The sequence below is a fragment of the Nonomuraea turkmeniaca genome, assembly GCF_005889735.1.
Taxonomy (GTDB): Bacteria; Actinomycetota; Actinomycetes; order Streptosporangiales; family Streptosporangiaceae; genus Nonomuraea; species Nonomuraea turkmeniaca.
The window spans coordinates 1-26,429 of sequence record NZ_VCKY01000106.1; the positions used below are offsets into that span (position 1 = coordinate 1).

Annotated in this window: 26 protein-coding genes and 2 pseudogenes; 14 read left to right on the top strand and 14 right to left on the bottom strand. The window is 68.9% G+C overall.

Features of this window, described 5'->3' with window-relative positions; genetic code table 11:
* From ETD86_RS28120 to ETD86_RS28135, 4 genes and pseudogenes are all read right to left on the bottom strand, one after another.
* On the bottom strand, positions 1-988 hold a 988-nt coding region (locus ETD86_RS28120; RefSeq protein WP_246148313.1), incomplete at its 3' end, for a M20/M25/M40 family metallo-hydrolase.
* Between the two features lie 121 nt (positions 989-1,109).
* Positions 1,110-1,370, bottom strand: a pseudogene (locus ETD86_RS59695) (AbgT family transporter); the annotation flags it as partial.
* A 90-nt stretch (positions 1,371-1,460) separates the two neighbouring features.
* Positions 1,461-2,891, bottom strand: a complete 1,431-nt coding sequence (locus tag ETD86_RS28130; protein ID WP_138669175.1) for an ATP-binding protein — start codon at positions 2,889-2,891, stop codon at positions 1,461-1,463.
* Complete coding sequence (locus ETD86_RS28135; RefSeq protein ID WP_138669176.1) at positions 2,888-4,537, bottom strand: NAD(P)/FAD-dependent oxidoreductase; 1,650 nt, start codon at positions 4,535-4,537, stop codon at positions 2,888-2,890. The genes ETD86_RS28130 and ETD86_RS28135 overlap by 4 nt, the downstream gene beginning before the upstream one ends.
* Before the next feature lie 84 nt (positions 4,538-4,621).
* Here ETD86_RS28135 and ETD86_RS28140 point away from each other — a divergent pair, with 84 nt between their 5' ends.
* Positions 4,622-5,194 carry a TetR/AcrR family transcriptional regulator gene (locus ETD86_RS28140; protein ID WP_170223314.1) on the top strand — a complete coding sequence of 191 codons (573 nt, stop codon included), beginning with the start codon at positions 4,622-4,624 and terminating at the stop codon, positions 5,192-5,194.
* Here ETD86_RS28140 and ETD86_RS28145 read toward each other — a convergent pair.
* Together ETD86_RS28145 and ETD86_RS28150 are read right to left on the bottom strand one after the other, a co-directional pair.
* Positions 5,184-5,945: an SDR family oxidoreductase gene (locus tag ETD86_RS28145; RefSeq protein ID WP_138669178.1), complete on the bottom strand. Its 762-nt coding sequence runs from the start codon at positions 5,943-5,945 to the stop codon at positions 5,184-5,186. The genes ETD86_RS28140 and ETD86_RS28145 overlap by 11 nt on opposite strands.
* Before the next feature lie 25 nt (positions 5,946-5,970).
* Positions 5,971-6,816: an RNA polymerase sigma-70 factor gene (locus tag ETD86_RS28150; RefSeq protein WP_246148316.1), complete on the bottom strand. Its 846-nt coding sequence runs from the start codon at positions 6,814-6,816 to the stop codon at positions 5,971-5,973.
* A gap of 209 nt (positions 6,817-7,025) precedes the next feature.
* On the opposite strand from ETD86_RS28150, the gene ETD86_RS28155 reads away from it, so the two are divergent.
* Positions 7,026-7,700 carry a ThuA domain-containing protein gene (locus tag ETD86_RS28155; protein WP_138669180.1) on the top strand — a complete coding sequence of 225 codons (675 nt, stop codon included), beginning with the start codon at positions 7,026-7,028 and terminating at the stop codon, positions 7,698-7,700.
* A gap of 47 nt (positions 7,701-7,747) precedes the next feature.
* Here the strand turns inward: ETD86_RS28155 and ETD86_RS28160 are convergent, their stop codons facing one another.
* Complete coding sequence (locus ETD86_RS28160; protein ID WP_246148320.1) at positions 7,748-7,939, bottom strand: ABC transporter permease family protein; 192 nt, start codon at positions 7,937-7,939, stop codon at positions 7,748-7,750.
* 239 nt (positions 7,940-8,178) lie between these two features.
* Between ETD86_RS28160 and ETD86_RS28165 the strand changes: the two genes are divergently transcribed.
* Positions 8,179-8,628, top strand: coding sequence for a hypothetical protein (locus tag ETD86_RS28165; protein ID WP_138669181.1), 450 nt, complete (start codon positions 8,179-8,181; stop codon positions 8,626-8,628).
* On the opposite strand, the gene ETD86_RS28170 is transcribed toward ETD86_RS28165, so the two are convergent.
* Entirely contained in the window at positions 8,600-9,031 is a 432-nt protein-coding gene (locus tag ETD86_RS28170; protein ID WP_246148323.1) for a TIGR03668 family PPOX class F420-dependent oxidoreductase, read from the bottom strand. The genes ETD86_RS28165 and ETD86_RS28170 overlap by 29 nt on opposite strands.
* Before the next feature lie 73 nt (positions 9,032-9,104).
* Between ETD86_RS28170 and ETD86_RS28175 the strand changes: the two genes are divergently transcribed.
* Entirely contained in the window at positions 9,105-9,992 is an 888-nt protein-coding gene (locus ETD86_RS28175; protein ID WP_138669182.1) for a hypothetical protein, read from the top strand.
* Between the two features lie 67 nt (positions 9,993-10,059).
* Here ETD86_RS28175 and ETD86_RS28180 read toward each other — a convergent pair whose 3' ends face one another.
* A complete protein-coding gene (locus tag ETD86_RS28180) occupies positions 10,060-10,677 on the bottom strand; it encodes a MerR family transcriptional regulator (protein ID WP_138669183.1) in 618 nt (205 codons plus the stop codon).
* 15 nt (positions 10,678-10,692) lie between these two features.
* Entirely contained in the window at positions 10,693-11,541 is an 849-nt protein-coding gene (locus tag ETD86_RS28185) for a LysR family transcriptional regulator (protein ID WP_138669184.1), read from the bottom strand.
* A gap of 138 nt (positions 11,542-11,679) precedes the next feature.
* On the opposite strand from ETD86_RS28185, the gene ETD86_RS28190 reads away from it, so the two are divergent.
* Positions 11,680-12,753, top strand: a complete 1,074-nt coding sequence (locus ETD86_RS28190) for a thiolase C-terminal domain-containing protein (protein WP_138669185.1) — start codon at positions 11,680-11,682, stop codon at positions 12,751-12,753.
* Between the two features lie 97 nt (positions 12,754-12,850).
* Here ETD86_RS28190 and ETD86_RS28195 read toward each other — a convergent pair whose 3' ends face one another.
* Complete coding sequence (locus tag ETD86_RS28195; protein ID WP_170223315.1) at positions 12,851-13,888, bottom strand: N-acetylglucosamine kinase; 1,038 nt, start codon at positions 13,886-13,888, stop codon at positions 12,851-12,853.
* Positions 13,889-13,967: 79 nt separating this feature from the next.
* Between ETD86_RS28195 and ETD86_RS28200 the strand changes: the two genes are divergently transcribed.
* The 6 genes from ETD86_RS28200 to ETD86_RS28225 all read left to right on the top strand — a co-directional run bounded on the left by ETD86_RS28200 (position 13,968) and on the right by ETD86_RS28225 (position 20,304).
* Positions 13,968-14,837, top strand: coding sequence for a MurR/RpiR family transcriptional regulator (locus ETD86_RS28200; protein WP_138669187.1), 870 nt, complete (start codon positions 13,968-13,970; stop codon positions 14,835-14,837).
* The gene (locus ETD86_RS28205) at positions 14,838-15,572 is read left to right on the top strand and encodes a sugar isomerase domain-containing protein (RefSeq protein WP_138669188.1); all 735 of its coding nucleotides are present in this window, start codon (positions 14,838-14,840) and stop codon (positions 15,570-15,572) included.
* A 13-nt stretch (positions 15,573-15,585) separates the two neighbouring features.
* A complete protein-coding gene (gene ngcE / locus ETD86_RS28210) occupies positions 15,586-16,998 on the top strand; it encodes an N-acetylglucosamine/diacetylchitobiose ABC transporter substrate-binding protein (protein WP_138669189.1) in 1,413 nt (470 codons plus the stop codon).
* Positions 16,998-17,915, top strand: coding sequence for a carbohydrate ABC transporter permease (locus ETD86_RS28215; RefSeq protein WP_138669190.1), 918 nt, complete (start codon positions 16,998-17,000; stop codon positions 17,913-17,915). The genes ngcE and ETD86_RS28215 overlap by 1 nt, the downstream gene beginning before the upstream one ends.
* A 110-nt stretch (positions 17,916-18,025) precedes the next feature.
* Positions 18,026-18,826, top strand: coding sequence for a carbohydrate ABC transporter permease (locus ETD86_RS28220; RefSeq protein ID WP_246148325.1), 801 nt, complete (start codon positions 18,026-18,028; stop codon positions 18,824-18,826).
* Positions 18,827-18,981: 155 nt separating this feature from the next.
* The gene (locus ETD86_RS28225) at positions 18,982-20,304 is read left to right on the top strand and encodes a phospholipase D-like domain-containing protein (protein WP_170223316.1); all 1,323 of its coding nucleotides are present in this window, start codon (positions 18,982-18,984) and stop codon (positions 20,302-20,304) included.
* A gap of 345 nt (positions 20,305-20,649) precedes the next feature.
* On the opposite strand, the pseudogene ETD86_RS28230 reads toward ETD86_RS28225, so the two are convergent.
* Both ETD86_RS28230 and tnpA read right to left on the bottom strand, forming a co-directional pair.
* A pseudogene (locus ETD86_RS28230) lies at positions 20,650-21,128 on the bottom strand (transposase); the annotation flags it as partial.
* Positions 21,129-21,422: 294 nt separating this feature from the next.
* Positions 21,423-21,854, bottom strand: a complete 432-nt coding sequence (tnpA, locus tag ETD86_RS28235) for an IS200/IS605 family transposase (protein ID WP_138669193.1) — start codon at positions 21,852-21,854, stop codon at positions 21,423-21,425.
* Positions 21,855-21,879: 25 nt separating this feature from the next.
* Between tnpA and ETD86_RS28240 the strand changes: the two genes are divergently transcribed.
* The 3 genes from ETD86_RS28240 (at position 21,880) to ETD86_RS28250 (ending at position 24,262) form a co-directional block, all read left to right on the top strand.
* A complete protein-coding gene (locus ETD86_RS28240) occupies positions 21,880-23,196 on the top strand; it encodes an RNA-guided endonuclease InsQ/TnpB family protein (RefSeq protein WP_211370368.1) in 1,317 nt (438 codons plus the stop codon).
* Positions 23,197-23,392: 196 nt separating this feature from the next.
* On the top strand, positions 23,393-23,692 hold the full coding sequence (locus ETD86_RS28245) for a hypothetical protein (RefSeq protein ID WP_138669194.1): 300 nt from the start codon (positions 23,393-23,395) through the stop codon (positions 23,690-23,692).
* Positions 23,693-23,710: 18 nt separating this feature from the next.
* Positions 23,711-24,262, top strand: coding sequence for a GNAT family N-acetyltransferase (locus ETD86_RS28250; RefSeq protein ID WP_138669195.1), 552 nt, complete (start codon positions 23,711-23,713; stop codon positions 24,260-24,262).
* Here ETD86_RS28250 and metE read toward each other — a convergent pair.
* The gene (gene metE / locus ETD86_RS28255; RefSeq protein ID WP_138669196.1) at positions 24,253-26,403 is read right to left on the bottom strand and encodes a 5-methyltetrahydropteroyltriglutamate--homocysteine S-methyltransferase; all 2,151 of its coding nucleotides are present in this window, start codon (positions 26,401-26,403) and stop codon (positions 24,253-24,255) included. The two genes, ETD86_RS28250 and metE, sit on opposite strands and share 10 nt — an antisense overlap.
* Between the last annotated feature and the right edge of the window lie 26 nt (positions 26,404-26,429).

Below are 26,429 nucleotides of genomic sequence, written 5' to 3' on the forward strand. Positions count from 1 at the left end.
TCCCGTCACTGGCACCCCCCACCGCCACCTCGTCCAGCAACCACTCGAACCCGGCCGCCACCTCCTGTGCCTCCTTGAACAACCGCTGCGAGGCCGGATTCGGGATCATGGGCGGCCGGTTCCACTCGCCGGTGACCGAGATGGAGACGCGTGGGTCGGAGGCCTGCAGGTCGGCGAACAAGTCGTCGATCCGCCCCATCTCGGCCGGATCGGTCACCCGCACGTCCACACCGCAGCTGGCGTGCCCGGCCGCCACGTTCCGCCCGGTCCCGCCGCTGATCAGGCCGACGTTCACGGTGGTGCCGCGCTCCCGTGAGGCGGCCCCCGCCAGGGTGGTGACGATCTCGGCGATGGCGTGAATGGCGCTGGCTCCCGCGTACGGATCGAGCCCCGCGTGCGCCTCCACCCCGGTCACCCGTACGCTGAACAACCCCACCCCTTTCCGCGCCGTCTTCAGCGCGCCGTCGAAGGAGGCCTCGAACACCAGGCTCGCCAGCACGTCCTCGCTGGCCGCCTCGATGTGCTCGCGCGAGGCCGGGCTGCCGATCTCCTCGTCCCCGTTGAACAGGAACCGCACGTCCGGATGCGGCAACCCCAGCTCCCGCAGCCCGTGCAGGGCCCAGATCGACTGCACCAGCCCGGCCTTCATGTCGAACACGCCCGGCCCCGTCGCCTTGCCCTCCACGACCGCGAACGGCCACCCGGCCAGCGTCCCCGTCGGCCAGACCGTGTCGTAGTGGCTGAGCATGAGCACGGTCCCTGGCGCGGTGCCCCGGTAGGTCAGCTCAAGGATGTCGCCGTACTGGCCGCCGTCGTGCAGGACCTCCTCGTCGGGCGTCCCGAGCCGCTCGACGGCCCTGCCGCGGATCGTGCGCAGGCCTTTGACCAGCATGGTCTTGTCGTAGCTGTGGGTCTCCAGCTCCACCACGGCCTTGAGGTCGTCGAGCATGGCCGGGAGGGCCCGCCGGGTCCAGTCGGTGATCAGCACGGAAGTCCTTCCAGGGAATCAGGGAACGGGCGCCCCGGGCCCGAGCGGGATGCCGAGCCACCAGAACACGAAGAACAGCAGCGTCCAGGACGAGCAGGGTGACCGCGATGGGGATGGTCATCGAGGCCGGCGTGCTGATCGCGGCCGCGCGGCGGGAGCGCCGCAGGAAACCGAGCGCCATCACGAAGTAGGGGCTCATCGGCGTGATCGCGCTGGTGCAGGAGCCGGCGGTGCGGTAGAGGGCCCGGGTGTACGCGGGTGGGATGTTCAGCACCATCAGCATCGGCACGAACACCGGACCCAGCAGTTCAGCGAGCGTGAACCCGTCGTAGCCGCGGACGTGCTCACCGGCTCGCCTCCTTTCAGGATTACGGTCATCCATTACATGGGCTCATGACCGTTCCTGACAAGTCGGCATCCATCCGATGAAGCCGGATGAACCTCATGTGGCGCCCCGCTGAGCCGCCCTGGCTCAGGCGGCGGCTGTGGGTTCGCGCAGCGGCAGGCGTACCTCGAACCAGGTGTCACCGGGCACCGAGCGGACCTTGATCTCGCCGCCGTGCCGCCCGGCCACGATCCGGTAGGAGATGTCGAGCCCGAGCCCCGTGCCCTCGCCCACATTCTTGGTGGTGAAGAACGGCTCGAAGATCCGATCCTTGATCGCGTCGGGCACGCCGGGGCCGGTGTCTCCGATCTCGATGATCGCCTCGTCCTCGTCGTGCGCCGTGCGGACGGTCAGCGTGCCCGACTCGCCCATCGCGTCGAGGGCGTTGTGCATGAGGTTCGTCCACACCTGGTTGAGCTCGCCGCCGTAGCAGGGGATGGGCGGCAGGGTGCGGTCGTAGTCGGTGACCACGCTGATGCCCGGCGGGATCTTGCCACGGAAGATCGCGACCGTGCTGTCCAGCAGGTCGTGCACGTCCAGCTCCTGGAACGGGGCGCGGTCCATCTGGGAGTACTGCTTGGCCGAGCGGATCAGCGAGGTGATGCGCTCCGTCGCCTCGGTCACCTCGCTCAGCATCTGCGAGATCTCGATCGCCTCGGCCAGCCAGCGCAGCGCCGCCGGGGCGTGCTCCTCGCCCACCTTGGTGCGGATCTTCTCCAGGTCCTTGCCGGAGAAGCCGGCGTTGATCAGCGCGGGCGCCAGGTCCCACGCGTCCTCCACGCCCAGCTCGTCCAGCGCCTCACCCAGCTCGTCCTCGGCGTCGGAGATCTCCAGGGGCGAGCGCGGCGGCAGGGTGCCCAGCTTGTTCGTGCACGCCTCCTGCGCCTCGATCAGCGTGCGCAACTTCTCCGGCGGGATGCCGTCCTCGGCCAGCTGGGCGAGGTGCAGACGGGAGGCCTTGATCAGCGAACGCAGCTCGCCCACCGCCCGCACCGCGGCCGCGGCCGGGTTGTTCAGCTCGTGCGTGAGCCCCGCGGTGATCGTGCCGAGCGCGGTCAGCCGCTGCCGCCGGTCGATCGCCTCCCGCTGCATGCGCCCGCCCGACAGCAGGCCGTCGAGCAGGTGCATGGCCATGGGGAACCACTCGGCCACGATGTAGGCGAACTTCTTGGCCGGCAGCAGGAAGATCCGCGACGGCGCGGTCGCGCGCAGCGTGTGCTGGTAGGTGTCGGGCGCCCGGTCGCCGAGGTAGGCGGAGGTGGCGCCGCCGTACACGCCGGGCTGGGACGTGCGGGGCATCGCGACCGTCCCGGCGCTGACCGTCTCGTTGAGCATCTGCACTTCGCCCTCGATGAGCACCGCGAAGCACTCGGCCGGCTCGCCCTGGCAGACGATGTCCTCGCCGGCCGCGAACGTCTTCACCTGCCCGCTGTTGGCCAGCTTGGTGAGCTGCTCGTCGGTCAGCCGTTCGAACAGGAAGAGTTTGCGCAGTTCGTCGATGTCGATAGTGGTGCTCATTGCTTCTCCAGGTAGCGGTGCACGAGCGCGACGGCCATCGCGCCTTCCCCGACGGCGGAGGCCACTCTCTTGATCGATTCCGCGCGTACGTCGCCCGCGGCCAGCACTCCCGGCACGTTGGTCTCCAGGAAGTACGGCTCGCGCCGCAACGGCCAGTTACGCGGCCGCCGCCCGCCCTGGACCAGGTCGGGTCCCGTCAGGACGAACCCCTTCGCGTCCCGTTCGATCGTCTCGCCCAGCCACGAGGTGTACGGCTCCGCGCCGATGAACACGAACAACCACTGCGCGTCGACCGTACGCTCCTCGCCCTTGGTCGACAGCGTCAGCCGCTCCAGATGCCCCGTGCCGCCCCCGCCGACGACCTCCGTCTGGAGATGCACGTCGACGTTGGGCAGCGCGGCGATCTGCTCGATGAGGTAGTGAGACATGGATTTCTCCAAACCATCACCTCTCACCAACAAGTGGACCTTGCTCGCGAATCCCGCCAGGTAGACGGCCGCCTGCCCGGCAGAGTTGGCCGCGCCGACGATGTGCACCTCGGCGTCCTTGCACGCGGGCGCCTCGGTCAGCGCGGCGCCGTAGAAGACGCCCCGGCCGACGAACTCTTCCAGCCCCGGCGCCTCCAGCCGGCGGTAGGTGACGCCGGTCGCCAGGATCACCGCGTGCGCCGCGATCTCCCCGCCGTCCTTGAACCCGACCACCCGTGCCTGCCCGCGCGGCTCCAGCATGGTCACCTTGCGCGCCGTCAGCAGCTCGGCTCCGAACCTCAGCGCCTGCCTGCGCGCCCGGTCGGCCAGCTGCTGCCCGGAGACCCCGTCGGGGAAGCCCAGATAGTTCTCGATCCTGGAGCTCTGGCCTGCCTGGCCGCCTGACGAGTAGGCCTCGACCAGCACGGTGTTGAGGCCCTCGGAGGCACCGTAGACGGCCGCGCCCAGCCCGGCCGGGCCGCCGCCCACCACGATCAGGTCGTAGAAGTCGGTGGCCGGGGTCGTCGACAGGCCCACCGCCATGGCCAGCGTGGCCTGGTCGGGCGACTCCAGCGTGGTGCCGTCGGCCGTCACCACCAGCGGCAGGTGGCAGTTCTCGCCCGCCGCCTTCACCAGCTGCTCGCCCTCCGGATCCTCCGCCAGCATCCACTGGTACGGCACGTGGTTGCGGGCCAGGAAGTCACGCACCTTGTACGACTGCGCCGACCACCGGTCGCCCACCACCCGCAGCTCGGACCGCTCGATCCGCTCGGTACGCAGCCACGCGTCCAGCTGCCCGTCGATCACCGGGTAGAACTTCTCGTCCGGCGGATCCCACGGCTTCAGCAAATAGTGGTCCAAATCCACCACATTGATTGCCTGGATGGCCGCGTCCGTGTCGGCGTACGCGGTCAGCAGCACGCGGCGCGCGTACGGATACAGGTCCATGGCGGCCTCGAGGAACTGCACCCCGTTCATCTGCGGCATGCGGTAGTCGGCCAATATCGCGGCCACGTCGTCGCCGCGCAGCCGCATCTCCCTGACCGCCTCGATGCCGTCCCTGGCCGTCTCAGCGCGAACAATCCGGTATTCCTGGCCATAGCGGCGTCGCAGGTCACGGGCGACCGCCCGCGAGACGCCCGGGTCGTCGTCCACCGTCACGATGACCGGCTTGTCCATGCCCCTACCTTCTCCCGATGGTCCCTATCTCGAAGCATGTCATGCGCCGCCAAGTCGATGAGTACGCGCTCATATCATGACCGGATGAGCACCCGCGACCGCATCCTCGACGCCGCCGAGCAGGCCTTGCGCGAGCACGGCATCGTGGGCGCGACGACCAAGCGGATCGCGCGCCAGGCCGGTTGCTCCGAGGCCCTGCTGTACAAACACTTCCCCGGCAAGGAGGCGTTGCTCCTGGCGGTGCTGCTGGAGCGGCAGCCCACGCTCGGCCAGGCCCTGACCCGGCTGCGGCAGGGCGCCGGTCAGGGCGACCTGGCCGACGCCCTCACCGGCTTCGCGGTCGCGGCCGTCGAGTTCTACACCAGGGCGGCGGGCATCGCCTCGGGCGTGCTGGCCGACCCGTCGCTCATGGCGGGCTTCAGGAACATGCTGGCCGAGTCCGGCAGGGGCCCGCACGTGCCGGTCCTGGCGCTGGCCGAGATCATCAAGGCCGAGCAGGGCGGCGGCAGGATCGACGCGGACATGGACGCGCAGGCCGCCGCCGCCATGCTGATGGGCGCGTGTTTCCACCGGGCGAATCTGTCCCACTTCGTGGACCTGCCCGAGGACACCCGGACCTGGGCCGCCACCGTCGTCGGCACCCTTCTCAGGCGATGACGCGGCTCTCCCCGCCGTCCACCAGCATCGAGATCCCGTTCACGTACGAGGCCCGCTCGCTGGCCAGGAACGCCACCACGTCCCCCACCTCCTCCGCGCGCCCGATGCGGCCGACCGGCACCCCCTTGCCCCGCTCGGCCAGGACGTCTTCGTCCTCAGCCAGCTCACGCAGCCGCTCGGTGTCGATGGGCCCCGGCATCACGTTGTTGACCAGCACGCCGTCACCGGCGACCTCCCTGGCCAGCGTGCGCACGACGCCGGCCACGGCCGACCGGGTGGCGTTGGACAGCGCCAGGCCGTCCAGCGCCTCGCGGGCCGACCGGCTCGTGATCGTGACGATCCGGCCCCAGCCGCGCGAGCGCATCTCGGGCAGCACCGCGTGGATCAGCCGTACGGTGCCGAGCAGGTTGCGCTGCACGGCGACGTCCCAGTCGGCCAGGGTGGCCTCGTCGAAGCGCCCGCGCGGCGGGCCGCCCGCGTTGGCCACGAGGATGTCCACCGGGCCGAGCACGTCACGCGTCTCCTCGACCACCCGCCGCGCTGCGGTCGGATCCTCCACGTCCGCCAGGACCGCGTGCACGACCTTGCCGAACTCCTGCAGCTCCACCACCGCGTCCGCGAGCCGCTCCGGGTTGCGGGCGGTGACGCACACGTCGCACCCCTCCCGTGCCAGACTCTTGGCCGCGGCCAGTCCGATGCCCGCGCTGCCTCCGGTGACGAGGGCGACCTTGCCCGAGATGCCGAGATCCATAGGGGCGACTATAGAGTGACCGCGTTCAGCCGGGGTGCACGCGGGCCAGCTTGTCCGGGTTCAGCACGCCGTAAATCCCCTTGATGTGGCCGTCGACGATATCGATCATGATGAGCTGATCGACTCCCGCGACGCGTGTCCAGATCGCCGGCCGGCCGTTGACGTCCAGCAGCCGCGCCTCCGAGAAGTCGTAGCGCGACAGCAGCCCACCGATGAACGACAGCACCTTGCGCCTGCCGATGATCGGCCGCAGCGCCGCCCTGACCTTGCCGCCGCCGTCGTTCCAGGACACGACGTCCGCGTGGAACAACTCGGTGAGCGCGCCGAGGTCGCCGCCCCTCGCCGCGTCGATGAACTTCGTCAGCAGCGTGGTGTGGTCCTCCGAGGTCGGCTGGAACCTGTCGCGTCCCTCGGCCACCCGCACGGAGGCCCGGTGATGCATCTGCCTGGCGTTGGCCATCGACGAGCCGACGATCTCCGCGATCTCGTCGTACGGCAGCTCGAACGCCTCCCGCAACACGAACACCGCCCGCTCCGGCGGGGAGAGCCGCTCCATCATGTGCAGGGTCGCGTACGAGACGGTGTCGCGCAGCTCCGCCGTGTCCAGCGGCCCCGCCTCCGACGTCAGCACCGGCTCCGGCAACCACGGCCCGGTGTACGCCTCCCGCTTCACCCGGGCCGACCGCAACTGGTCGAGCGCCAGCCGCGAGACCACGGTCACCAGGAAAGCCCGCGGCTCCCTGACCGTGCTCCGGTCGGTGCCCTGCCAGCGCAGCCACGCCTCCTGCACGACGTCTTCCGCGTCCCACATGCTGCCGAGCAGACGATAGGCGAGCCCGAGCAACATCGGGCGGTACTCCTCGAACTCCACGCCAGAAATCATGCCTCTTCACCGAAGAACGACGCGTGCCGGGGCACCAGCCCGCCCACGTCAGAGCAGGTGGACCACCGCGTCGGGCGCGACCTGGCGCGACGCCGCGCCCGCTTGCCCCCGGTCGAGCGCGTCGACGGCCAGGTCCGACCCCCGGATGTGACAGCTCACGGGTGGAAATGCCGCGTTAACCATGATGGGCTGGGCCAGTGGCGAGAAATCTGATCCTGTCAGGAGGCCTGTTCCACGACTTCGCCGCCACGTCGGCCGCGCTCGCGGAGGTGCTTGCCGAGGTGGGGGTCGAGTCCGAGATCACCGAGGACATCGCGGGCGCGCTCAGCGAACCGTCGGAGGTCCAGCTCATCACCGTCAACGCGCTGCGCTGGCAGATGACCCAGGACCGGTTCGCCGACCTGCGTGCCGAGTGGCGTTTCGGCCTGCCGGCCGAGGCCCGCACGACGCTCCTCGACCACCTGGACCGGGGTGGCGGGCTGCTGTGCATGCACTCGGCGTCGATCTGCTTCGACGACTGGCAGGGCTGGCCGAGGGTGCTCGGCGGCTGCTGGACGTGGCCCAAGTCCCACCACCCGCCCCTGGGGTGGACGGGCGTGCGCGTGCACGGCAAGCACCCGGTGGTGGACGGCCTGCGGGACTTCGACGTGGTGGACGAGGTCTACAGCGACCTCGACATCCTGCCGGACGTCGAGCCGCTGGCCTCGTCCAACGGCCAGCCGCTGATCTGGGCGCGGCCGGTGCGGCGCGGCCGGGTGTTCTACGACGCCCTCGGCCACGACACCAGGTCGTACGACAACGAGGTGCACAGGACGCTGCTCCAGCGCGCCGCGCTCTGGCTGCTGAAGCGGCCCGTCACGATCAGGGAATGACTCCGGTCGGCGTGGCCCGCCGCCTGGTCGCCACGCCGCCCGCACGGTCAGCCCTTGACCGCACCCGCCGTCATGCCCGTGCCCACGCGCCGCTGCAGGAACAGGAAGAGCAGCAGCGCGGGCAGCGCGAACAGGCTGGCGGCGGCCATCGTGGCGCCCCAGTCCGTGCCGAACACGTCGCTGAACGACGACAACCACACCGGCAGCGTCCGCTTGTCCTGATCCTTGATGATCAGCACGTTCAGTGGCCCAGGCCAGGGCGAGCGCGCTCATCAGGGCCAGCCGCAGGCCGCGGCGCAGGCGGACGAGCATGAGGGCGACCCCGGTGGAAAGGACCACGATGGGCACCACGTTGATCGCGGTCCACACGACAGTGCGCCACAAGACCTGCCAGAACTCCTCCCCGGCGAGCAGCTCGGCGTAGTTGTCCAGGCCGATGAAACGCGGCGCCGCCCCTGATCAGCTCACCCATGCGGAAGTGCTGGAACGAGATCACCGCCGCCTTGAGCAGCGGGTAGAGCAGGAGGAAGGCCCCGCCTGCCACCGCGGGCGCGTCGAGGAGTTGGCCGCGGCGGTGCACGCGGCGCCCCCGCTCGCGCTGGCCGAGCTTGCGCCCCTGGTCACCCGGGCCGCAGAGGCCGGCGACCCCGCCGCGGAGGCCATCGTCACCGAGGCCGCCTCGCGCCTCACGCGAACCGCCGCCCACGTGCACCAGCCCGGTCTTCCCATCGTCCTCGCCGGAGGCGTGCTGACCGGCAGCGAACCGGTGCGGCGGTCCGTGACGAAACTGCTGGCGGGCGAGACCGTCACGACGGCGCGCGACACCGCGGGCGCGGCGGCCTGGCTGGCGGCCCGCGACCTGCTGCCGGAGTCGGAGGCGAGAGCGCTGCACACCGCGTTCACGGCGAGCCCGTGTCCAGTCCGCTAGCGGACCAGGCGGTCCAGCGAGTCACACCGACAACGATCACGGGTCCCGTGGGGCGGCGCTCGCGATATTGGGGATATTTCGCCACCAGCGCGTCGAGTGCCGTCTCGCGCTCCATCCCGCCTTCGACGACGCGGGCCAGGCCGTCGGCCCGCACCCACCACAGCTGCGCCCAGTCGTCCTCGTAGCGGTCGACCAGCAGGCTGACCTGGGGGTTGCCCCGGATGTTGCGGATCCTGCGAAGGTTCGCGGTGGTCTTGGGCTTGTGATCGACGGCGGTGACCACCGTCTCGGCGACCATGGCGAACACGATCGGCACCAGGTGCGGCGCTCCGCCGTCGCCCACGGTGCCGAGCCGGGCCACCCGCGCCCTGGCGAATCTCGTGCGGGCCATGCCGTCGTCCACCCTGTCAGTATGTCCGGGCAGGGTGTCCGGAACCTACAAGACTGCACCTCGGCGCCCCGGGCACGATGGCCACATGAACGTAAACCTCTCGGCAATCCCCGGCTTCCTGGCCACCCACGCCCGCGTGCTGGACCGCCGCCGTTACGACCTGCTCATGGGTGACGGTGACGCGGCAGGGGTGCTGACCGCCCTGGAGGCCTACCGCAATCCCGACGGCGGGTACGGCTGGGGCCTGGAGCCCGACCTGCGCTCCCCGGAGAGCCAGCCGGGCGCCGCCCTGCACGCCTTCGAGGTGTTCGCGGACATCGCGCCGGAGACCTCCCCTCGGGCCGCGGAGTTGTGCGGCTATCTGGACGCGGTCACGCTGCCCGACGGCGGCCTGCCGTTCGCCCAGCCGCTCACCGTCCCCCACGGCACCGCCCCGTGGTGGGCCGGCGCCGACACGACCACCTCGTCGCTGCAGATCACCGCCGTGTCCGCGGCCGCCGCCCACCGCGTCGCCGCGCACGATCCGGCCGTCGCCGCGCACCCCTGGCTGGAGAAGGCCACGCGGTACTGCCTCGACGCCATCCAGGAGCTGGATGGGCGGCCGCACGCGTACGTGTTGTCGTTCGCCGTGCTCTTCCTCGACGCCGTGTACGACACCCAGCCCCGGGCCGCCGACCTGCTCAAGCGGCTCGGCGCCCTCATCCCGGAGGACGGGCGGGTGCCGGTGGAGGGCGGCACCGCGAACGAGGCGCTGCGGCCGCTGGACTTCGCGCCGTACCCCGGCCGGCCGGCCCGCGACCTGTTCGATCCCGAAGTGATCGCCGCCGACCTCGTGCGGCTGGCGGGCGGTCAGAAGGACGACGGCGGGTGGACCGTGGACTATGCGCGCATCTCGCCTGCCGGCTCGCTCGACTGGCGTGGCGCGATCACCATCCACGCCGTCGACGTCCTGAGGGCGAACGGCTTCATCTGAGACCGCCCCATCTGAGACCGCCCCATCTGGGACCGCCCCATCTGGGACCGCTTCGTTTGACGCGGCCTCATGTGAGACGGCGGGCCGACTCCGACTCCTGGGCCATCCGCCGCAGCGCGTCGAACGCCTTGCCGTACAGGACGGTGCCCAGCACCATGGCCTCCACGGCGGCGTCACGCGGCCCGTCGAACGGGATGGCGCCCATCTCGACCTCGGCCACCAGCCTCTGCGCCGCCTCCACGTACGGCCCCAGGTCGATGGGCACGCCGAGCTGGCGCATCCTGACCAGGGTCTGGGCCAGCTCGTCCCGGGTCGGGGCCGCGGGGTGGACATTCCAGCCCAGGTCCGTGATGAGGCGGTCCACCTGGGCGCGGGCGGCCTCCCAGTCCCCGCTCGCCTCCGGCTCGACAGTGGGGCCGAGCGCGTAGTGCGCGGTGCCGAGCATCTCGTGAATGGGCAGCGACTCGTCGTCGACGGCGGCGATGATCTGCTTGATCGAGGCAACCGGGAGTTTGCCCACCTCGAGCAGCGCCCGGATCAGGCGGAGCCTGCGCAGGTGCGAATCGTCGTACTCGGCCCGGGTCGCCGCTATCTGCTCGCCCTGGTGCAGCAGGTTCTCGCGCAGGTAGTACTTGATCGTCGGGAGGGCCACGCCGGACCGGGCGCTGAGTTCGGAGATGCGCATCGCTAGATAATATCGCTATCCAGATCGGGCGACATGGCGGGCGGCGCTGACCAACTCCGGCACGTCGGCCTGGCGGTTCCAGAGGAAGACCACCTCCAGCGGGGGGACGTCCTCCTTGATCGGAACGAAGGTCAGGGTCTCCGGCACCGGCGTGCCCTCGTGCACGCTGAGCGTGTAGCCCGAGCCCTCCTCCACCATGGTGATCGCCAGGTCGTGCGTGGCCGCCGCCGGGCCGAGCCGGGGGTGGAGCCGGTGGCGTACGAAACCCTCCAGGAAACGACGGGCGCCCGCCACCGCGTCGGACTCCGGCATGACCAGCGGCTCCGTGGCCAGGTCCGCCAGCGACACCGCCTCGGACGCGGCCAGGTGATGATCGCGGTGCACCAGGGCGCGCACGGGGAAACGGTGGATGAGCATCCTGGCCACACCCCTCGGCAACGAGCCGGGCGCGTAGCCCAGCCCGGCCTGCAGGGTGCCGTCCACGATGGAGATGATCTGCTCGGCCGTGCCCATGGGGGCCACCCGCAGGCGCAGGCCCTGGAGCTGGGAGAGCAGCCGGGCGACCACATCGGCCAGCCCGTCCGCCACGCCCAGGCGCGAGGTGTCGCCCTTGCTCCTGGCCGCGGCCACGGCTCGCTCGAACGCGTCGACCGCGACGGTGGCCTGGGCCAGGAACGCCTCGCCTGCCTCGGTGAGCTGCACGCCGCTGGACGAACGGCTGAACAGCTCGACGCCTATCTCCTTCTCCAGTGCCCTCAGCTGCTCGGACAGCGTGGGCTGGGCAATGTGCAGCGCGACGGCGGCCCGGCGGAGGCTGCCGGCCCGTGCGATCGCCATGGCGTACCTGATGTGGCGCAGATCCATCGCTCACCTCGGGGTGATGGTGATGAGCTATCGGTAGATCGCACCTCCGTATTACAAGACGAGACAGCTCCCGTGAAGACGCATTGTCACCCCGGCGCGCTAACCTAGCAAGCGCTTGCCTGTGTTAGCGTGTGGGGCATGCAGGCCTTCGCCGGGCGAGCGGCCGTGGCCGGGATCGGGATGACGGCGCTGACCAGGCAGTCCGGGCGCACGGAGCTGGAGCTCGCGGCCGAGGCGTGCCGGACGGCCTGCGCGGACGCCGGCATCGGCCCGCGTGACGTGGACGCGGTGCTCAGCTATCACATGAACGACTCCGCGCCCGTCGTGCAGGTCGCCAGAGCCCTGGGGATCGAGCGGCTCGGGTGGCACAACGACATCGCCGGAGGCGGCACGCAGGCGGCGTCGATCCTGGGGGACACGGCGATGCTGGTCCACGCGGGCCTGGCCCGAAATATCTTGATCTTTCGGGCGCTCAACGGCCGTTCGGGCAAACGTATGAACACCGTCTCCACCGGCCCCCAGGAACGTTTCACGTACGGCCTGGCGGGCCCGATCCCGCTGTTCGCCCTGGCCGCGACCCGCTACCTGCACGACACGGGGCTGACAGAAGAGCACCTGCACGCCGTCGTCGCCCAGTCCAGGGACAACGCCAAGGCCAACCCCCGGGCGCTGCGCCGCGAGCCGCTGGAGCTCGCGGACTATCTCGCCAAGCCGTACGTGTGCACCCCGCTGCGGACCGCCGACTGCTGCCAGGAGACCGACGGGGCCTGTGCGCTGGTCGTCAGCGGCGTCCTCGACGGGCCGCGTGTCCAGGCGGTGGTACGGGGCGGAGGGCCCGGGTGCTCCTCGATGGACCGCGCGCCCGACGTGAGCACGATCTTCTCCGCGTACGTGGCGCCCATGCTCTGGGAGGCGGCCGGCATGCGGCCGTCCGATGTGGACGTGGCGCTGCCGTACGACGCGTACTCGTGGCTCGTGCCCCGGCAACTGGAGGACTTCGGGCTGGTCGAGCGCGCGGACCTCGGGGCGTACCTGCTGGAGCGCCGCCACGCGTGGGTCAACCCGCACGGCGGCCTGCTCTCGGAGGGCTACGTGCACGGCCTGAACAACGTGGCCCAGGCCGTGCGGGAGTTGCGAACGGGACAACGCGAGGTCGCGCTGGTGACGGGTTTCGGCGGGAGTTACGGCAGCGCCGCCCTGCTCGCGAGGTGAGACTCAGCGCTCCCCGGACACCGCGTGGCCGAGGGGCGGCAGGGCCCCGCAGGCACTCAAAAGGAGTACGCGTGCTCGCGCGATCTTGGCCGGTCCGCTACGGCGCGGCCGTGAAGGCGGCGTGCTGGGCCTTCGCCTCGGTCTCCGGCAGCAGGGTGCGGGCCGCCAGCCAGGCCGCCGCGCCCGCCGCGTCGCGTGCCGTGGTCACGGTCTCGCCCGCCAGCAGACCCGTCACGGCTCGCCGTATCGGGCCGTCAGCGGTCAGCACGCTTCCGGCGAGCACCACCGGGCCGGACACGTGCACCCGTTCGAGCGTGGCGACCAGGCGGCCGGCCGCCTCGTGCACGATGCCGGCCGCCATCGGGTCGCCTGCCTCAGCGGCCCGGCTGACGAGCGGGGACAGGGCGGCCAGCCGCATGTGATCGGCCTGCGCCAGCCGGACGATGCGGCTGGCGACGTCGCGCGGTGTGGCGGGCCGCTCGTTGCCGAGGAAGTGCCCCGCGACCAGTGAGACCAGCGTGACCGCCGGGCCCGCCGGCTCGTGAGCCCCGGCCGCCTCGGGCCCGTTCGGCCAGGGACCGTCCGCCGCCTTCGGCCCGGCCGTGTCGATCGCTTCGACCGGCATGCCGCGGTCGAAGGCGTCCACGACCGCTTTCGCCGCCGCGCGCCCGATCCAGAAGCCGGAACCCGAGTCCCCCAGCAGCCAGCCCAGCGCGTCGGCGACCGCGTCGAGCTCGAAGCCCATTATCCTGGCGGCCGCCGCGCCCGTGCCGGACAGCAGCAGCGAGCCGTCGGGCTCCGGCGAGCCCGCCGCATAGGCGATCTGCAAGTCGCCCATGCACCGCGGCTCCTCGGGGATTCCCTGATCGGCCCAGACCTTCGCCAGCCCGGGCGCCATCTCGGCCACGTAGCCCGCCACCCCGGCCAGCGAGCCGGCGACCCGCGCGCCATCGTGCGTCCCCAGCGCCTCCCCGAGCGCGGCGCCGACGGCCGCCACCGCCTTGGCCAGCCCGTGAGCAGTCGGATTGCCCGCGCCGGCCCGCGCGTACCCCACCCGAGTGCCGTCGAGCGTGTGGACGGCGACCCGCGTCGACGTGGCCCCGGCATCGACGCCGACCACTAGCGATTGAGTCACGGTCCGAGTCTGGGGCTTGACGTGACCGAGAAGCAAGAATAATTTTCGCCAGAAGACCGGGTATTCGGAAGGAATATTCGTGACTTCAGGAGCGCTTGGGCGCGTCGAAACGGAACTACCCGGTTTGCCGGAGGCGTTGCGCAGGGTCGGCGAGGTGATTCTCGAAGACCCGGCCGAGGCGGCGCGGTCGACCATCATCGCGCTGGCCGAGCGGGCGGGCAGCTCGCCCGCCACCGTGACCAGGTTCTGCCGGGCGTTCGGCTTCTCCGGCTATGCCGAGCTGCGCGTCGCGCTCGCCACCGAGACGGGCCGGGCCGCCCAGGCGGGCTGGGGTGCGGGCGTCGGCCACGAGATCGGCCCGAACGACCCGCTCGACACGGCCGTCGAGGTCATGGCCGCCGCCGACACCAGGCTCATCCAGGACACCGCCGCGCAGCTCGACCTCGACATGGTCGCCAAAGTGGCCGATGCCATCGTGGCGGCCCCGCGAGTGCTCCTGGTAGGCGTCTCCACCAGCGGGAACGTGGCCACCATGTTCGAAGGCAGGTTACGCCGGATCGGCATCCCCGGTTGGAGCGCGGGCGACGCGCACGTGGCCCTGTCGGAGGCGGCGCTGCTCAAGCAGGGCGACGTGGCCATCGGCATCAGCCACCGGGGCCGTACCCGTGAGGTCATGGAGGCGCTGGCCGAGGCGGGCAGCCACGGCGCGCTGACGGTCGCGGTCACCTCCTTCGCCCGCTCCCCGCTGGCCGACCTGGCCGACCTGGTGCTGACCACCGCCAGCAGGGAGACCACGTTCCGGCTCGGCGGGCTGGCCGCCGTCCATTCGCAGCTGTTCGTGCTGGACGCCGTGTACGTGGCGGTCGCGCAACGCAATTACGAGCGCACGAACGAGGCGTTCAAGCGCACGATCAGCGCCGTGGAGAGCCATCGGGTGGAGAGAGGCTGAATGACGTACGCATCCAAGGTGCTCGACCTGGCCCATCAGGTCGCGGAGAGCCAGGCCGAGCCGGTCAAGCAGGCAGCCGCGCTGGTCGTGGCCTCGATCCGGGCGGGGGGCGTGGTAAACGCTTTCGGTTCCGGGCATTCCGAGGCCATCGCCATGGAGATCGCCGGACGGGCCGGCGGCCTCGTGCCCAGCAACCGCCTCACACCCAGGGATCTCGTCCTGTACGGGGGCCGCCCGCCGAGCGTGCTCACCCCCGAACTGGAGCGGGACCCGGCCATCGCGCACGAGATCTACGCCCTGGCGCCGGTCGCGCCGCAGGACGTGTTCGTGCTCATCTCCAGCTCCGGTGTGAACGGCGCGGTCGTCGAGCTGGCCACGATCGTCAAGGACCGTGGCCACCCGCTGATCGCGCTGACCTCGGTCAAGCACAGCACGCGGATGACCTCGCGCCACCCGTCGGGCAGCAAGCTGCTCGATCTGGCCGACGTCGTGCTGGACAACGGCGCGCCGTACGGGGACGCCATCCTCGACCTGCCCGGCGGCGGCAGTTACGGTGCGGTGTCCACGATCACCTCCGCGTTGCTGGCGCAGATGGTGGTCACCGAGGCGGTGGACGAGCTCGTGGCGATGGGCGAGAGACCCCCCATCTACCTGTCGGTGAACGTGACGGGCGGCGACGAGCACAACAAGGCCCTGGAGAGCCGCTACGCAGGACGAATCCGACGCGGATCATGAAGGAGTACACATAATGTCCGACACCCCCCACATCAGCAGGCGTGGTTTCCTGCGCGCCGCCGCCCTCGTGCCTGCGGCCGGAGCGCTGGCGGCCTGCGCCACACCTGCCGCCCCGCCCGCCGCCACGAGCTCGTCAGCGCCGGTCGCCACCAGCGCGGCCAACCCGTTCGGCGTGGCCGCCGACAAGCCGCTGGAAGTCTGGATCTTCGACGGCGGCTTCGGCCAGGACTACGCCAAGAACATCCACCAGCCGCTGTTCAAGACCAAATACGCGAACGTCGAGATCAAGCACAACGCGACCAAGGAGATCACCAAGGTCCTGCAGCCGCGCTTCGCCGGCGGCAACCCGCCCGAGGTGATCGACAACTCGGGCGCCAACTTCATCGACTTCGGCGCCCTCTCCCAGGACGGGCAGCTCCAGGACCTGACCCCGCTGCTCGACGCGCCCTCGTGGGACGACCCGAACACCAAGGTCAGGGACACCATCGACCCGTCGGTCATCGAGATCGGCACCTACGACGGCAAGTTCAGTGTGCTGGGCTACGTCAACTACATCCACGGCATCTGGTACTCGCAGAAGGTGTTCAGGGACAACGGCTGGCAGATTCCCAAGACCTGGGACGAGTTCATCGCGCTCTGCGAGACGATCAAGAAGTCCGGCAAGATGGCGCCGTTCACCTACGCCGGCAAGTTCCCGCAGTACCTGTACGAGCCGCTGCTCACCATGGCCGCCAAGATCGGCGGCAACGAGGTGCTGGTCAACATCGACAACCTCGAGGACGGCGCCTGGACCACCGAGGCCATGAAGTCCGCGGCCACCGCCTGGGCCGAGGTCGGCGCCAAGTACCTCATGGAGGGCACCACCGGCCTCGACCACGTCCAGACGCAGACCGCGCAGAACAAGTACAAGGTCGCCATGCTGCCCTCCGGCTCCTGGCTGGAGAACGAGCAGAAGACCACCACACCGCCCGACTTCGAGTACGGCATGTTCCCGATTCCCGACGTCACCGGGTCCGACAAGATGCCCTATGGCACCCTGCACACCCAGCCGGGCGAGAACTTCATCGTCTCCGCCAAGAGCCCGCACCCGCAGGCGGGCATGGAGTACCTGCGCGCCATGCTGTCGAAGAAGGCGGCCGGCGACTTCAGCGCGCTCGTGCGCACCATGACCGTGGTCAAGGGAGCCACTGAGGGCAAGGACATCTCCCCGGGCGTCACCAGCGCCTCCAAGGCCGTCGCGGACGCGGGCACGAACGCCGTCTACTACCGCTGGAACAACTGGTACGGCCCGCTCAAGGACGAGGCCATCGCCGCCACCGGCCAGCTCATGTCCGGCGGCCTGACGCCCGACAAGTACCTGGAGCGCATCCAGAAGAAGGCCGACGAGATCAAGAACGACTCCTCGATCAAGAAGTACAAGCGCTAATGATCTTCAACAGGTATCGCCGCGGGCTGTTCATCACCTCGTTCCTGGCAGCCCCGGTGATTCTCTACGTGGTCTATGTGATCTCGCCGTACATCCAGGCTTTCTACATCGCGATGACCGACTGGCGAGGCGTGTCGGCCATGCCGCGCTTCATCGGGCTGGACAACTTCGAGCGGCTGCTTGATGATGAAAAGTTTTGGCTGGCGGTCACGCACAACGGAGTCCTACTTCTCCTGCTGCCCCTGATAACCATTGTCATCGCCTTGTTCTTCGCCTTCCTGCTCAACGTGGGTGGGGGTCACGGGGGCAGGAAGGGAATCTGGGGCTCGAAGTTCTACCGCGTGCTGTTCTTCTTCCCCCAGATTCTGGCCGTCGCGGTGGTGGCCGTACTGTTCCAGCAGGCGTTCAGACCAGACGCCAGCGGAATGGTCAATGCCCCGCTCATGGCCCTGGGCATCAAACCGATCGGTTTCCTCTCAGAGCCGGCTGTGGCCTTCTGGTCCGTGCTCGGCGTGATGATCTGGCAAGCCGTCGGCTTCTATGTGGTGCTCTTCTCCGCTGGTCTGGCGTCGATTCCGCGCGACATGTTCGAGGCAGCCCAGATCGACGGGGCGGGACGGATCTCGCTTTTCATCCGAGTCACCTTGCCCCTCCTGTGGGACACCGTCCAGGTGGCTTGGATCTACCTCGGCATCCTCGCGCTGGACGTCTTCGCGATCGTCTGGGTGATGACCGACCAGCACGGCGGCCCAGACTCCTCCACCACCGTGATGGCCGCCGAAATCTACCGCAACGCATTCCATTACTCCTACTTCGGCTACGCTTCGGCGCTTGGCGTCGTCATGTTCTTCTTCACCATCGGATTCGCGATCTTGGCGCTCCGCCTGTCGCGGAGGGAACGGATCGAGTACCAATGACGACGGTCTCCCGGACGATTCTGACGTCCAGGAAGGCGGCCAGGCGGCAGCGTAGAAGTCGCCTCGGCCCGCTGGCGCTCCTGTCACATCTGGCACTCATGATCTGGGCCGTGCTGATCATTGTGCCCATCATGTGGACCTTCTTCGCATCGGTCAAGAGCGAAGGGGAGATATTCGACCACGCCTGGGCTGTTCCCGAGACCCTGCGCTGGGATAACTTCGAGCGAGCCTGGAACAACTTCCACATCGGCCAGTACATGTTGAATAGCGTCATCGTTGTCACGATCAGCACGTTCGGCACGATGCTGCTGGGCTCGATGGCGGCCTACGTCCTGGCGCGGTATCCGTTCCGCGGTAATCGCGCCATCTACCTGCTGTTCGTCTCCGGCCTCGCCTTCCCTGTCTACCTGGCGCTCACCCCGCTCTTCTTCGTGGTGCAGAACATGGGCAACGTTCCGCTGGTCGGCCCGTTCATCGGCCTGAACACCCACCTCGGGGTGGCGCTGGTCTACATCGCCTACTCGATGCCCTTCACGGTCTTCTTTCTCGCGGCCTTCTTCCGCACGCTGCCGACCGCCGTCGTGGAGGCAGCGATGGTAGACGGCGCGTCACACACACGGGTCTTCTTCCAGATCATGATGCCCATGGCCAGACCCGGTCTGGTCAGTATCACGATCTTCAACGTGCTCGGGCAGTGGAACCAGTACCAGATACCGCTGGTGCTGTTGCAGGATCGCGAGAAATGGGTGCTGACGCAAGGCATCGCCGATATCGCGACCGCGGCAGGCTACGACCAGGACTGGTCGGCGATGTTCGCGGCGTTGGCGCTGGCGATTTTGCCAATGTTGCTGGTTTACAGCGTTTTCCAACGTCAGATCCAGGCCGGCCTCACCACGTACGCCCTCAAGTAGATTTTCTGCGGATCATCACATTCCTTGTCTTCCCTTGTCAGTGATCGTCTGTAATACTCATGACGATCACAGAGGCCTCAGGTGAAACATGCTCCGCCAGGAACCCCTCAACCCTGGAAGGCAGAATGTTACGATTCCCCCTGAAACTCGCTGGCGTGTGCGCTGCCCTCGCCGCGGTCCTGTCCGTTACGGTTCCTGCGGGAACGGCGTCCGCAGAGGATCTGGACGTCGTGCCGTTAGCCGCCGTGCCGATAGATCGCAGCTACGTCGAGAATTACGTCGAGTTCGACGACGGCAAGCATGAGAAGATCGCCGCCCACGCGTTGCGTCTCATCAACGCGGCCGCGGGCGGCGATCTGACCATCACTCTCTATTACTTCGATCGCCCGGAAATCGTCGACGCGCTGTCCGCCGCCGCCAAGCGGGGAGTGAACGTGCGTGTCGTTATCGACGGCTGGAACATCGGCAGACCGACGTACAAGAAGCTCATGGAAGCGGCCACGGTTCCGCCGGTCGGCCAGCGTGTCAAGGTGATGACGTGCGGAAGGCCACGGGTCAGTTTCGAAGGCAGGATGGTCGCGAGCCGCGGTTGCATCGCCAATCGCGAATGGAGCGACGAGAACGGCGAGCCGGACGTCTCGCCCTCGATCATGCACAACAAATTCATGACGCTCTCCGCCGTGCTGAGCACCGAGGGAACCCTCAACAATGTCGTCTACGTCTCCTCGGCGAATCTTGACTGGTACGGCGGCCAGGACAGGCCGGAGCACAAAGCGTTCGAGAACGTCGTTACGCTGACCAGCCCCGACCTCTATCAGTTCTACGCCAACAAATACTTCGACGACCTCTGGTTCGGCCCGTCGACCACGGGCGACAACGATTACGGCTCCGAACCAGAGAACAATCTCAAGACGGTCGTGAACGAGGTTTATACATTCCCCCGGGAAACGGATCCGATCGCCGACCAGATCTGGGAGGCGCATCGGGCGTGTTCCACAACCGCTCAGGACGACATCATCAGAGTGGCGAACTTCAGAATCTCCCGAGAAACCATTTCCAGCACGCTGGCGAGTGCCCTGCAGCGGGGATGCACAGTCCAGGTCGTCACCGGCGACCAGGGAGACGACGCTAGCACGCCGAACACGGAGGAGTACTACACGGCGCTGGAAAATATCGTCAGCGCCGGTGTGGATGTCAAGCTCTGCAAGAACGACCGCGGGTTCCCCCAGATGCACGAGAAAACCGTCATCATCAACCACAGCAACGCCGCGGGTCTCTACATCGGCAGCCAGAACCTTACCGATGGTGGGCTGCGCTACGGCGATGAGAATGTCCTGCGAGTGATGAAGGACTCGCCGCTGATGGCCAAGTTCAACCAACGCTTTGACTTCCTCCACGCCACCTGCCCGAGCTGGAAGATTCCCGAGAGCGGGCGTGCCTTCGAGGACGTGGGTCAGGTACTCAGCGACGCAGGATAGACGCGACGCAGAATGGACACGGTAGGGTCAGGTCCTTGGCCCTCGGCTTCTGGAGGGCCAAGGACATCTTCGTAGTTGGGAGCGCTAGAAGCTCTGCCCCAGGTGGAGTGAGCTCCGCTATGTCCAGGGGCGCTGCGGCGGCGCCGGGGATCGCGATCGAGAGTTCACAGCCCCGCACGGACTCGGCGCGTAGCCTTGACCACGTTGGCCAGCGACGTCTCTACCTGCTCGTTCGTGCGGGGTTTCAGCCCGCGGGTCGGGTTCACCCAGACCCGGCCCGCGGCACCTCAAACATCTTGCGCAGCAGTTTCTCCACCTCGGTGGTGCCTGCCGTGTTCGAGGCGGAGGAGGATCGTCGGAGGTCCACAGGGGGAAGCCATCGGCATCCGATAGGACTTGGATGTTGCCGCCGTGGTGTTTGTGCTTGCCGGACCACCACAGGTCAGCGCCGTTGGGCTGGGGGTGGCGACGCGGTCGGTGCGCACGACGGTGACGTCCAGGTTGAGGTGCCCGGAGCCGCCGCCCTGGGCTTCTTCTAACGCGGTGGCCAGATCAGGTGCCTGAGCCGCCAGAATGTCGATGCCTTCGTGCAGGTATTCATAGGCGGTACTGGTGCTGATGGCGTTGTCGATGGCGAGCTGCCGTACTCGGGTGCCGTCTGTGAACCAGCGCAAGATCAGGACCGCCTGCTTGAACGGCCCGAGCGCGCGCCTGCCGGCGCGGGTGCCGATGGCGAGCCGGTGAGCTGCAAGTTTGGCCGCGAGCAACTCGACGGTGGCCCGGTTGATCTCAAGGACGGCAGTGTATGTGACACTGGTGGGCACGTGAAGCCTCTGGTTGGAAGTGGATCTGTCGCAAGATCCCTTCTACCAGGGGCTCTACGCTTGCCGATCAACGGGTGGAGGCCGGTGCCCCGGATTCGATGATCACATTCCGTCGCGGACGCTTACGCGGAAGGGCTCACTGGCCGTCCTCCCTATGCTGATCGTCTAGCGAGGTGCAGACCAGTTCTCCTACCTTGAGGCGGGGGGGTGAAGGTCCGCGCGGGAAGGCCCCAAGGGCCTGAGCGTGCCCTTACCCGTGCTTTGGAACCGGTCGTGACCGCGTCTGGTCTTGTCTCATTTCTGGGTCTGGTCCTGGGATTGGAGGTAGGTGCGGACGGTGGCCTTGTTCGCGTCGCCGGTCGAGCCCGCGTAGTAGGAGCGGGACCAGAAGTGGCCGCCCCACAGGTGTGTGCGGACGTGGACGCTGTATTCCTGGCGGAGGTAGCGGGCCGAGACGCCTTTGAGGGAGTTGACGAGGGAGGACAGGGCGACCTTGGGCGGGTAGCGGACCAGGAGGTGAACGTGGTCGTGCTCGCCGGTGAACTCGGTCAGTTCGCAGTCGAACTTCTCGCACACCTCTTTCATGATCTGTTCGCAGCGTTCCAGCATGGGGCCGGTGAGTGCGTCCCGCCGATATTTCGTGACAAACACCAAATGCGCGGACAGGTCGTGAACGCAGTGACGCCCCGTTCTGATGTCGGGGTTCGGTTCCCATCGCGGTGACATACACCAAACGATAAAGTGAACCCCTGTGGAGCGGGAGAAACGCAACCGCGCTCATGTTGCGCGCCTGGAGCTGGACCAGCGGCAGAACGCCGTGTTGGACGGCCAGGCGCACAACGCGCGCACGCTGTGGAACCTGCTGCACGAGTTCTTCACCTTCCGGCAGGGCCGGTTCGCGTCGCTGGCCCAGTGCGACGCGGCCATCCGGGCCGCCCGCAAAGAGATCGACTGGCTCAACGACCTGCCCGCCCAGGCGGCGCAGGCCGTGCTGAAGACCTACCGGCAGGCGTGGGCGAACTACTTCAACCCCGACCATCCCGCCGGGCGCCCCACGTTCAAGAGCCGATTGCGCTCCCGGATGGCGGTGGACGTCCCCCAGGCGCGGGACCTGAACATCACCCGGATCACCCGGCGGTGGGGCGCGGTCAACATCCCCAAACTCGGCCGGGTCCGCTTCCGCTGGACCAAAGACCTGCCCGGCGTCACGAAGGGCGGCCCGGACGGGAAGATCACCGGAGCGCGGCTGGTGAAGGAGGCTAACGGGTGGCACATCGTGTTCCGCACCCAGACCATGCAGGCACCCATGGCCCCACACCAGGGGCCGCCAACCGCGATCGACCGGGGCATCGCCGTGCCCCTGGCGCTGTCCGCCGGAGAGAAGATCTTCCACCGTGACCAGTGGCTGACCGCCGGGGAACAGCAGCGCCTGCTCCGCCTGGAACGCAAAGCCGCGCGCCAGAAACGAGCGGCCAAGCCCAGACAGCCCGCCAGCAACCGGCTGAAGGCAACCTATGACCAGATCGCCCGCCTGCGCGCGAAAGCCAAGCGCCGGGCCATCGACTGGCAGCACCGAACCACCGCCGAGCTCACCGACCGGTTCGGCGTCATCGTGCTGGAAGACCTCAAGGTCACGAACATGATGGCGAACGCCGCCGGCACCCTTGAACAGCCGGGCAGGAACGTCGCCCAAAAACGGGGCCTGAACCGGGCCATCGCCGGGCAGGCATGGGGTCGCACCGCCGAGTTCCTCACCTACAAGGCCACCGACAAGGGCGGCCAGGTCGTCTACATCCCGGCACCGGGCACCAGCCAGGAATGCCACGCCTGCCACACGATCACCGAAGGCTCCCGCCAGAGTCAGTCCCGGTTCGTGTGCAGGAACACCGCATGCGGGTGGATCGGCAACGCCGACGTCAACGCCGCCCGCACCCAGTTGTACCGGTACAACTCAGCCGCCGGACGGGCGGTCACTGGACGTGGAGGCCCTGCCGTACTGGGGCCGGTGAAGCGTCAAGCACCTCATGGCGGGACTACCCACACCACCCCGCAACGGGTGGCGGCGTAGCGGCCATGAGAATCCTCCTCATCCGTGGGGAGCAGCACGTCAAACGGTCTTCCAGCGCCAGATCCGCAGATCCCCAGATCCAGTCCGGCCTGACGTCCGGAGCGCTGAAGTAACAGAGCGCGGCCGGACTGCTACCTTGAGGCAACCTCACATCTGGCGGAATGGAGTCCCAGGACGCACATCGGGAGGTGGGTCGTTGACCGTGCTCAGGCATCCGGACAGCTTCTCCTCGCAGCCGGCCGACATGTACGACTGGAGCCCGCACGCGCCAAGGAGCTGGCTGCCCACGGTGATCGAGGCGTCCTGCTGCGAGGAATACGTCCTGTGCTCCGAAGGCGCCGAGTTCTTCGTGCGGCGCCGTACCGACGACGGGCTCTACCAAGAGACCGCCAGAGGCCGCTACGCCCGCGCCGCCAAGGCGTGGAACGACCTGGCGGCCGAGCACCGGCACCAGGAGCGGGCGGACCCGAAAACGGCTCGCGACCCTTGGTGGTGATCTGCTTTCCTTCCTCCTATGACGTCGGCATGGGTGGGAGAGCGCGTGCGCCTGCGGGCCACGGAGCCTGAGGACTGGGAGGCGTTCTACGCCTTCGAGGAGGACTCCGACGCGGTCAGGAGCGGCTGGCGCCTCCATCCGCCCACCTCGGCCGCCCGCGCGAAGAAATGGGCCGCAGAGCACGCCGAGAAGGATCCGGACCTCGACGAGTTCCGCCTGGTGATCGCGACCAAGGACGACAACGCCCCGGTCGGGTCGATCAACACGCACCAGGTCGACCGCGACGCCGGCACCTTCGCCTACGGGATCGCCGTCGGCACGCCGCACCATCGCAAGGGGTACGCCGGCGACGCCATCGTGATCCTGCTGCGCTACATGTTCTTCGAGCGCCGCTTCCAGAAGGCGGAGGCGTGGGTCTACAGCTCCAACGACGCGTCACTGACTCTGCACCGGCGGCTCGGTTTCGTCGAGGAGGGCCGCCGGCGCAGGAGCCACTACGCCAACGGCCGCTACGAGGACGAGGTGCTGTTCGGCATGACGATCGAGGAGTACACCGAGCGTTACGCGTGAAGCTCGGCCCGTAGCCTGCGGGTGGCGGTGACCACGTTGGCCAGGGCCGCCTCCACCTGCTCGTACGTCCGCGTCTTCAGCCCGCAGTCCGGATTGACCCAGACCCGCTCGACCGGCAGCGCCCGCACCGTCCGCCGCAGCAGCTCCTCGACCTCCTCGGCCCCCGGCACGCGCGGCGAGTGGATGTCGTACACGCCCGGTCCGAGCCCGCGCCCGAACGACTCCACCGCCCCCAGGATCCGCGCCCCCGACCGAGCGGACTCGATCGTGGTCACGTCCGCGTCCAGCCCGTCGATGGCGGTCAGGATCTGGCCGGCGTCGGAGTAGCACAGGTGGGTGTGGATCTGCGTGCGATCGCCCGCCCCCGAGGTGGCCCGCCGGTACGCCGCCACCGCCCACTCCAGGTACTCCTCCTGTGCCGCCAAGGGGGCGAGCGGCAGCAGCTCACGCAGTGCCGGCTCGTCCACCTGGATGATCGACACCCCGACCGCCTCCAGGTCGCGGACCTCCTCCCGCACCGCATCCGCCACCTGGAACACCACCTCGCGCAGCGGCAGGTCGTCGCGGACGAACGACCAGGCCACGATCGTGACCGGCCCGGTGAGCATGCCCTTGACCGGCTTGTCCGTGAGCGACTGCGCGTACGTGGCCCACCGCACCGTGATCGGCTCGGGCCTGCCGACGTCGCCGTGCAGGATCGGCGGGCGGGTGCAGCGCGAGCCATAGGACTGGACCCAGCCGTTCCTGGTGACCGCGAAGCCGTCGAGGTGCTCGGCGAAGTACTGCACCATGTCGTTGCGCTCGGGCTCGCCGTGCACGAGGACGTCGAGGCCGAGCCGCTCCTGCACCCGGATGGCGTGTTCCATCTCGGCCTCGACCCGCCGCTCGTACTCCTCCTGCGTCAGCGTGCCGGCCGTCACCGCCGCCCGGGCCGCCCGCAGCTCGCCGGTCTGCGGGAACGAGCCGATCGTGGTGATCGGCAGCGGAGGCAGCCGCAGGTGCTCGGCCTGCGCCGCCGCCCGCACCGCGTACGGGCTGCGCCCCTCCGCGACCACGGGGCCCGCCAGCGCCACCGAGGGCCCGGCCGGCGCCGGCCCGTGGAATTCGGCGGCCGCGAGCGTGACGACCTCGGCCACCTTCTGCTCCGCGAACGCCAGCCGCGACCTCAGCGCGGGATCCAGCTCCGGCTCGGCCGCCACGTCGTAGGGCACGTGCAGCAGCGAGCACGAGGTGCTCACCGTCACCCGCGAGGCCCGCACGGAGCCGAGCGCGGCCAGCGCCCGCTCGGCCGAGGTCCGCCACACGTCCCGCCCGGACACGACGCCCGCGACCACGGTCTTACCTGTCAAATCCACCACGGGGACGCCGCCCCGCACGAGATCGACCCCGATGGCCTCCACCGGCGTCGCGGCCAGCACCGGCAGCGCCTCCCCGAGATCACCGAAGTAGGACGCCACGAACAACCCAGGGCGCCCGCGCGCCGCACCCAGCCGCTCATAGGCGGTCCGCACCGCGGCCAGCTCCTCCGGCGTGGGGTCCGCCACCAGCGCCGGCTCGTCCAGCTGCACCCAGGCCACACCTTCGGCGGCCAGCGCGCCCAGCAACTCCTCGTAGCAGCCCAGCACCTCGTCCAGCCGCTCCAGCGCGCCCGCCAGCAGCAGGAACGTCACCGGCCCGACGATCACCGGCCGCGTCTCGTAGCCGAGCGCCCGCGCCTCCCGCACCTCGCCCAGCGGCTTGCCCGCGTCCAGCTTGAACACGGTGTCAGGACCGATCTCCGGCACGATGTAGTGGTAGTTCGTGTCGAACCACTTCGTCATCCGCAGCGGCGCCAGCCCCTCGGTGCCCCTGGCCATCGCGAAGTAGGGGTCCTCGGCCGCGCGATACCGCTCGGGCACCGCGCCGAGCAGCACGGCCGTGTCGAGCACCTGGTCGTACAGCGAGAACGTGTTCGACGGCAGCCCTTCCAACCCCAGCTCGGCCAGGCTGCGCCAGGTCTCCCCCCGGATCCCGGCGCCGACCCGGTCGAGCTCCGCCCGGCTCGAACGCCCGTCCCAGTACGACTCCAGCGCCCGCTTCAGCTCCCTCCGTGGCCCGATCCTCGGGTACCCGAGCACCGTGGACTTGGGGAACGGCGACATCCTCATCAACTCCTCGTCACGATCGA

Bases quoted from the DNA above. Each gene is read 5' to 3' on its own strand.
- ETD86_RS28130 (WP_138669175.1), bottom strand. From the start codon at position 2,891: ATGAGCACCACTATCGACATCGACGAACTGCGCAAACTCTTCCTGTTC.
- ETD86_RS28135 (WP_138669176.1), bottom strand. From the start codon at position 4,537: ATGGACAAGCCGGTCATCGTGACGGTGGACGACGACCCGGGCGTCTCG.
- ETD86_RS28140 (WP_170223314.1), top strand. From the start codon at position 4,622: ATGAGCACCCGCGACCGCATCCTCGACGCCGCCGAGCAGGCCTTGCGC.
- ETD86_RS28145 (WP_138669178.1), bottom strand. From the start codon at position 5,945: ATGGATCTCGGCATCTCGGGCAAGGTCGCCCTCGTCACCGGAGGCAGC.
- ETD86_RS28175 (WP_138669182.1), top strand. From the start codon at position 9,105: ATGAACGTAAACCTCTCGGCAATCCCCGGCTTCCTGGCCACCCACGCC.
- ETD86_RS28180 (WP_138669183.1), bottom strand. From the start codon at position 10,677: ATGCGCATCTCCGAACTCAGCGCCCGGTCCGGCGTGGCCCTCCCGACG.
- ETD86_RS28185 (WP_138669184.1), bottom strand. From the start codon at position 11,541: ATGGATCTGCGCCACATCAGGTACGCCATGGCGATCGCACGGGCCGGC.
- ETD86_RS28190 (WP_138669185.1), top strand. From the start codon at position 11,680: ATGCAGGCCTTCGCCGGGCGAGCGGCCGTGGCCGGGATCGGGATGACG.
- ETD86_RS28205 (WP_138669188.1), top strand. From the start codon at position 14,838: ATGACGTACGCATCCAAGGTGCTCGACCTGGCCCATCAGGTCGCGGAG.
- ngcE (WP_138669189.1), top strand. From the start codon at position 15,586: ATGTCCGACACCCCCCACATCAGCAGGCGTGGTTTCCTGCGCGCCGCC.
- ETD86_RS28215 (WP_138669190.1), top strand. From the start codon at position 16,998: ATGATCTTCAACAGGTATCGCCGCGGGCTGTTCATCACCTCGTTCCTG.
- tnpA (WP_138669193.1), bottom strand. From the start codon at position 21,854: ATGTCACCGCGATGGGAACCGAACCCCGACATCAGAACGGGGCGTCAC.
- ETD86_RS28250 (WP_138669195.1), top strand. From the start codon at position 23,711: ATGACGTCGGCATGGGTGGGAGAGCGCGTGCGCCTGCGGGCCACGGAG.
- metE (WP_138669196.1), bottom strand. From the start codon at position 26,403: ATGTCGCCGTTCCCCAAGTCCACGGTGCTCGGGTACCCGAGGATCGGG.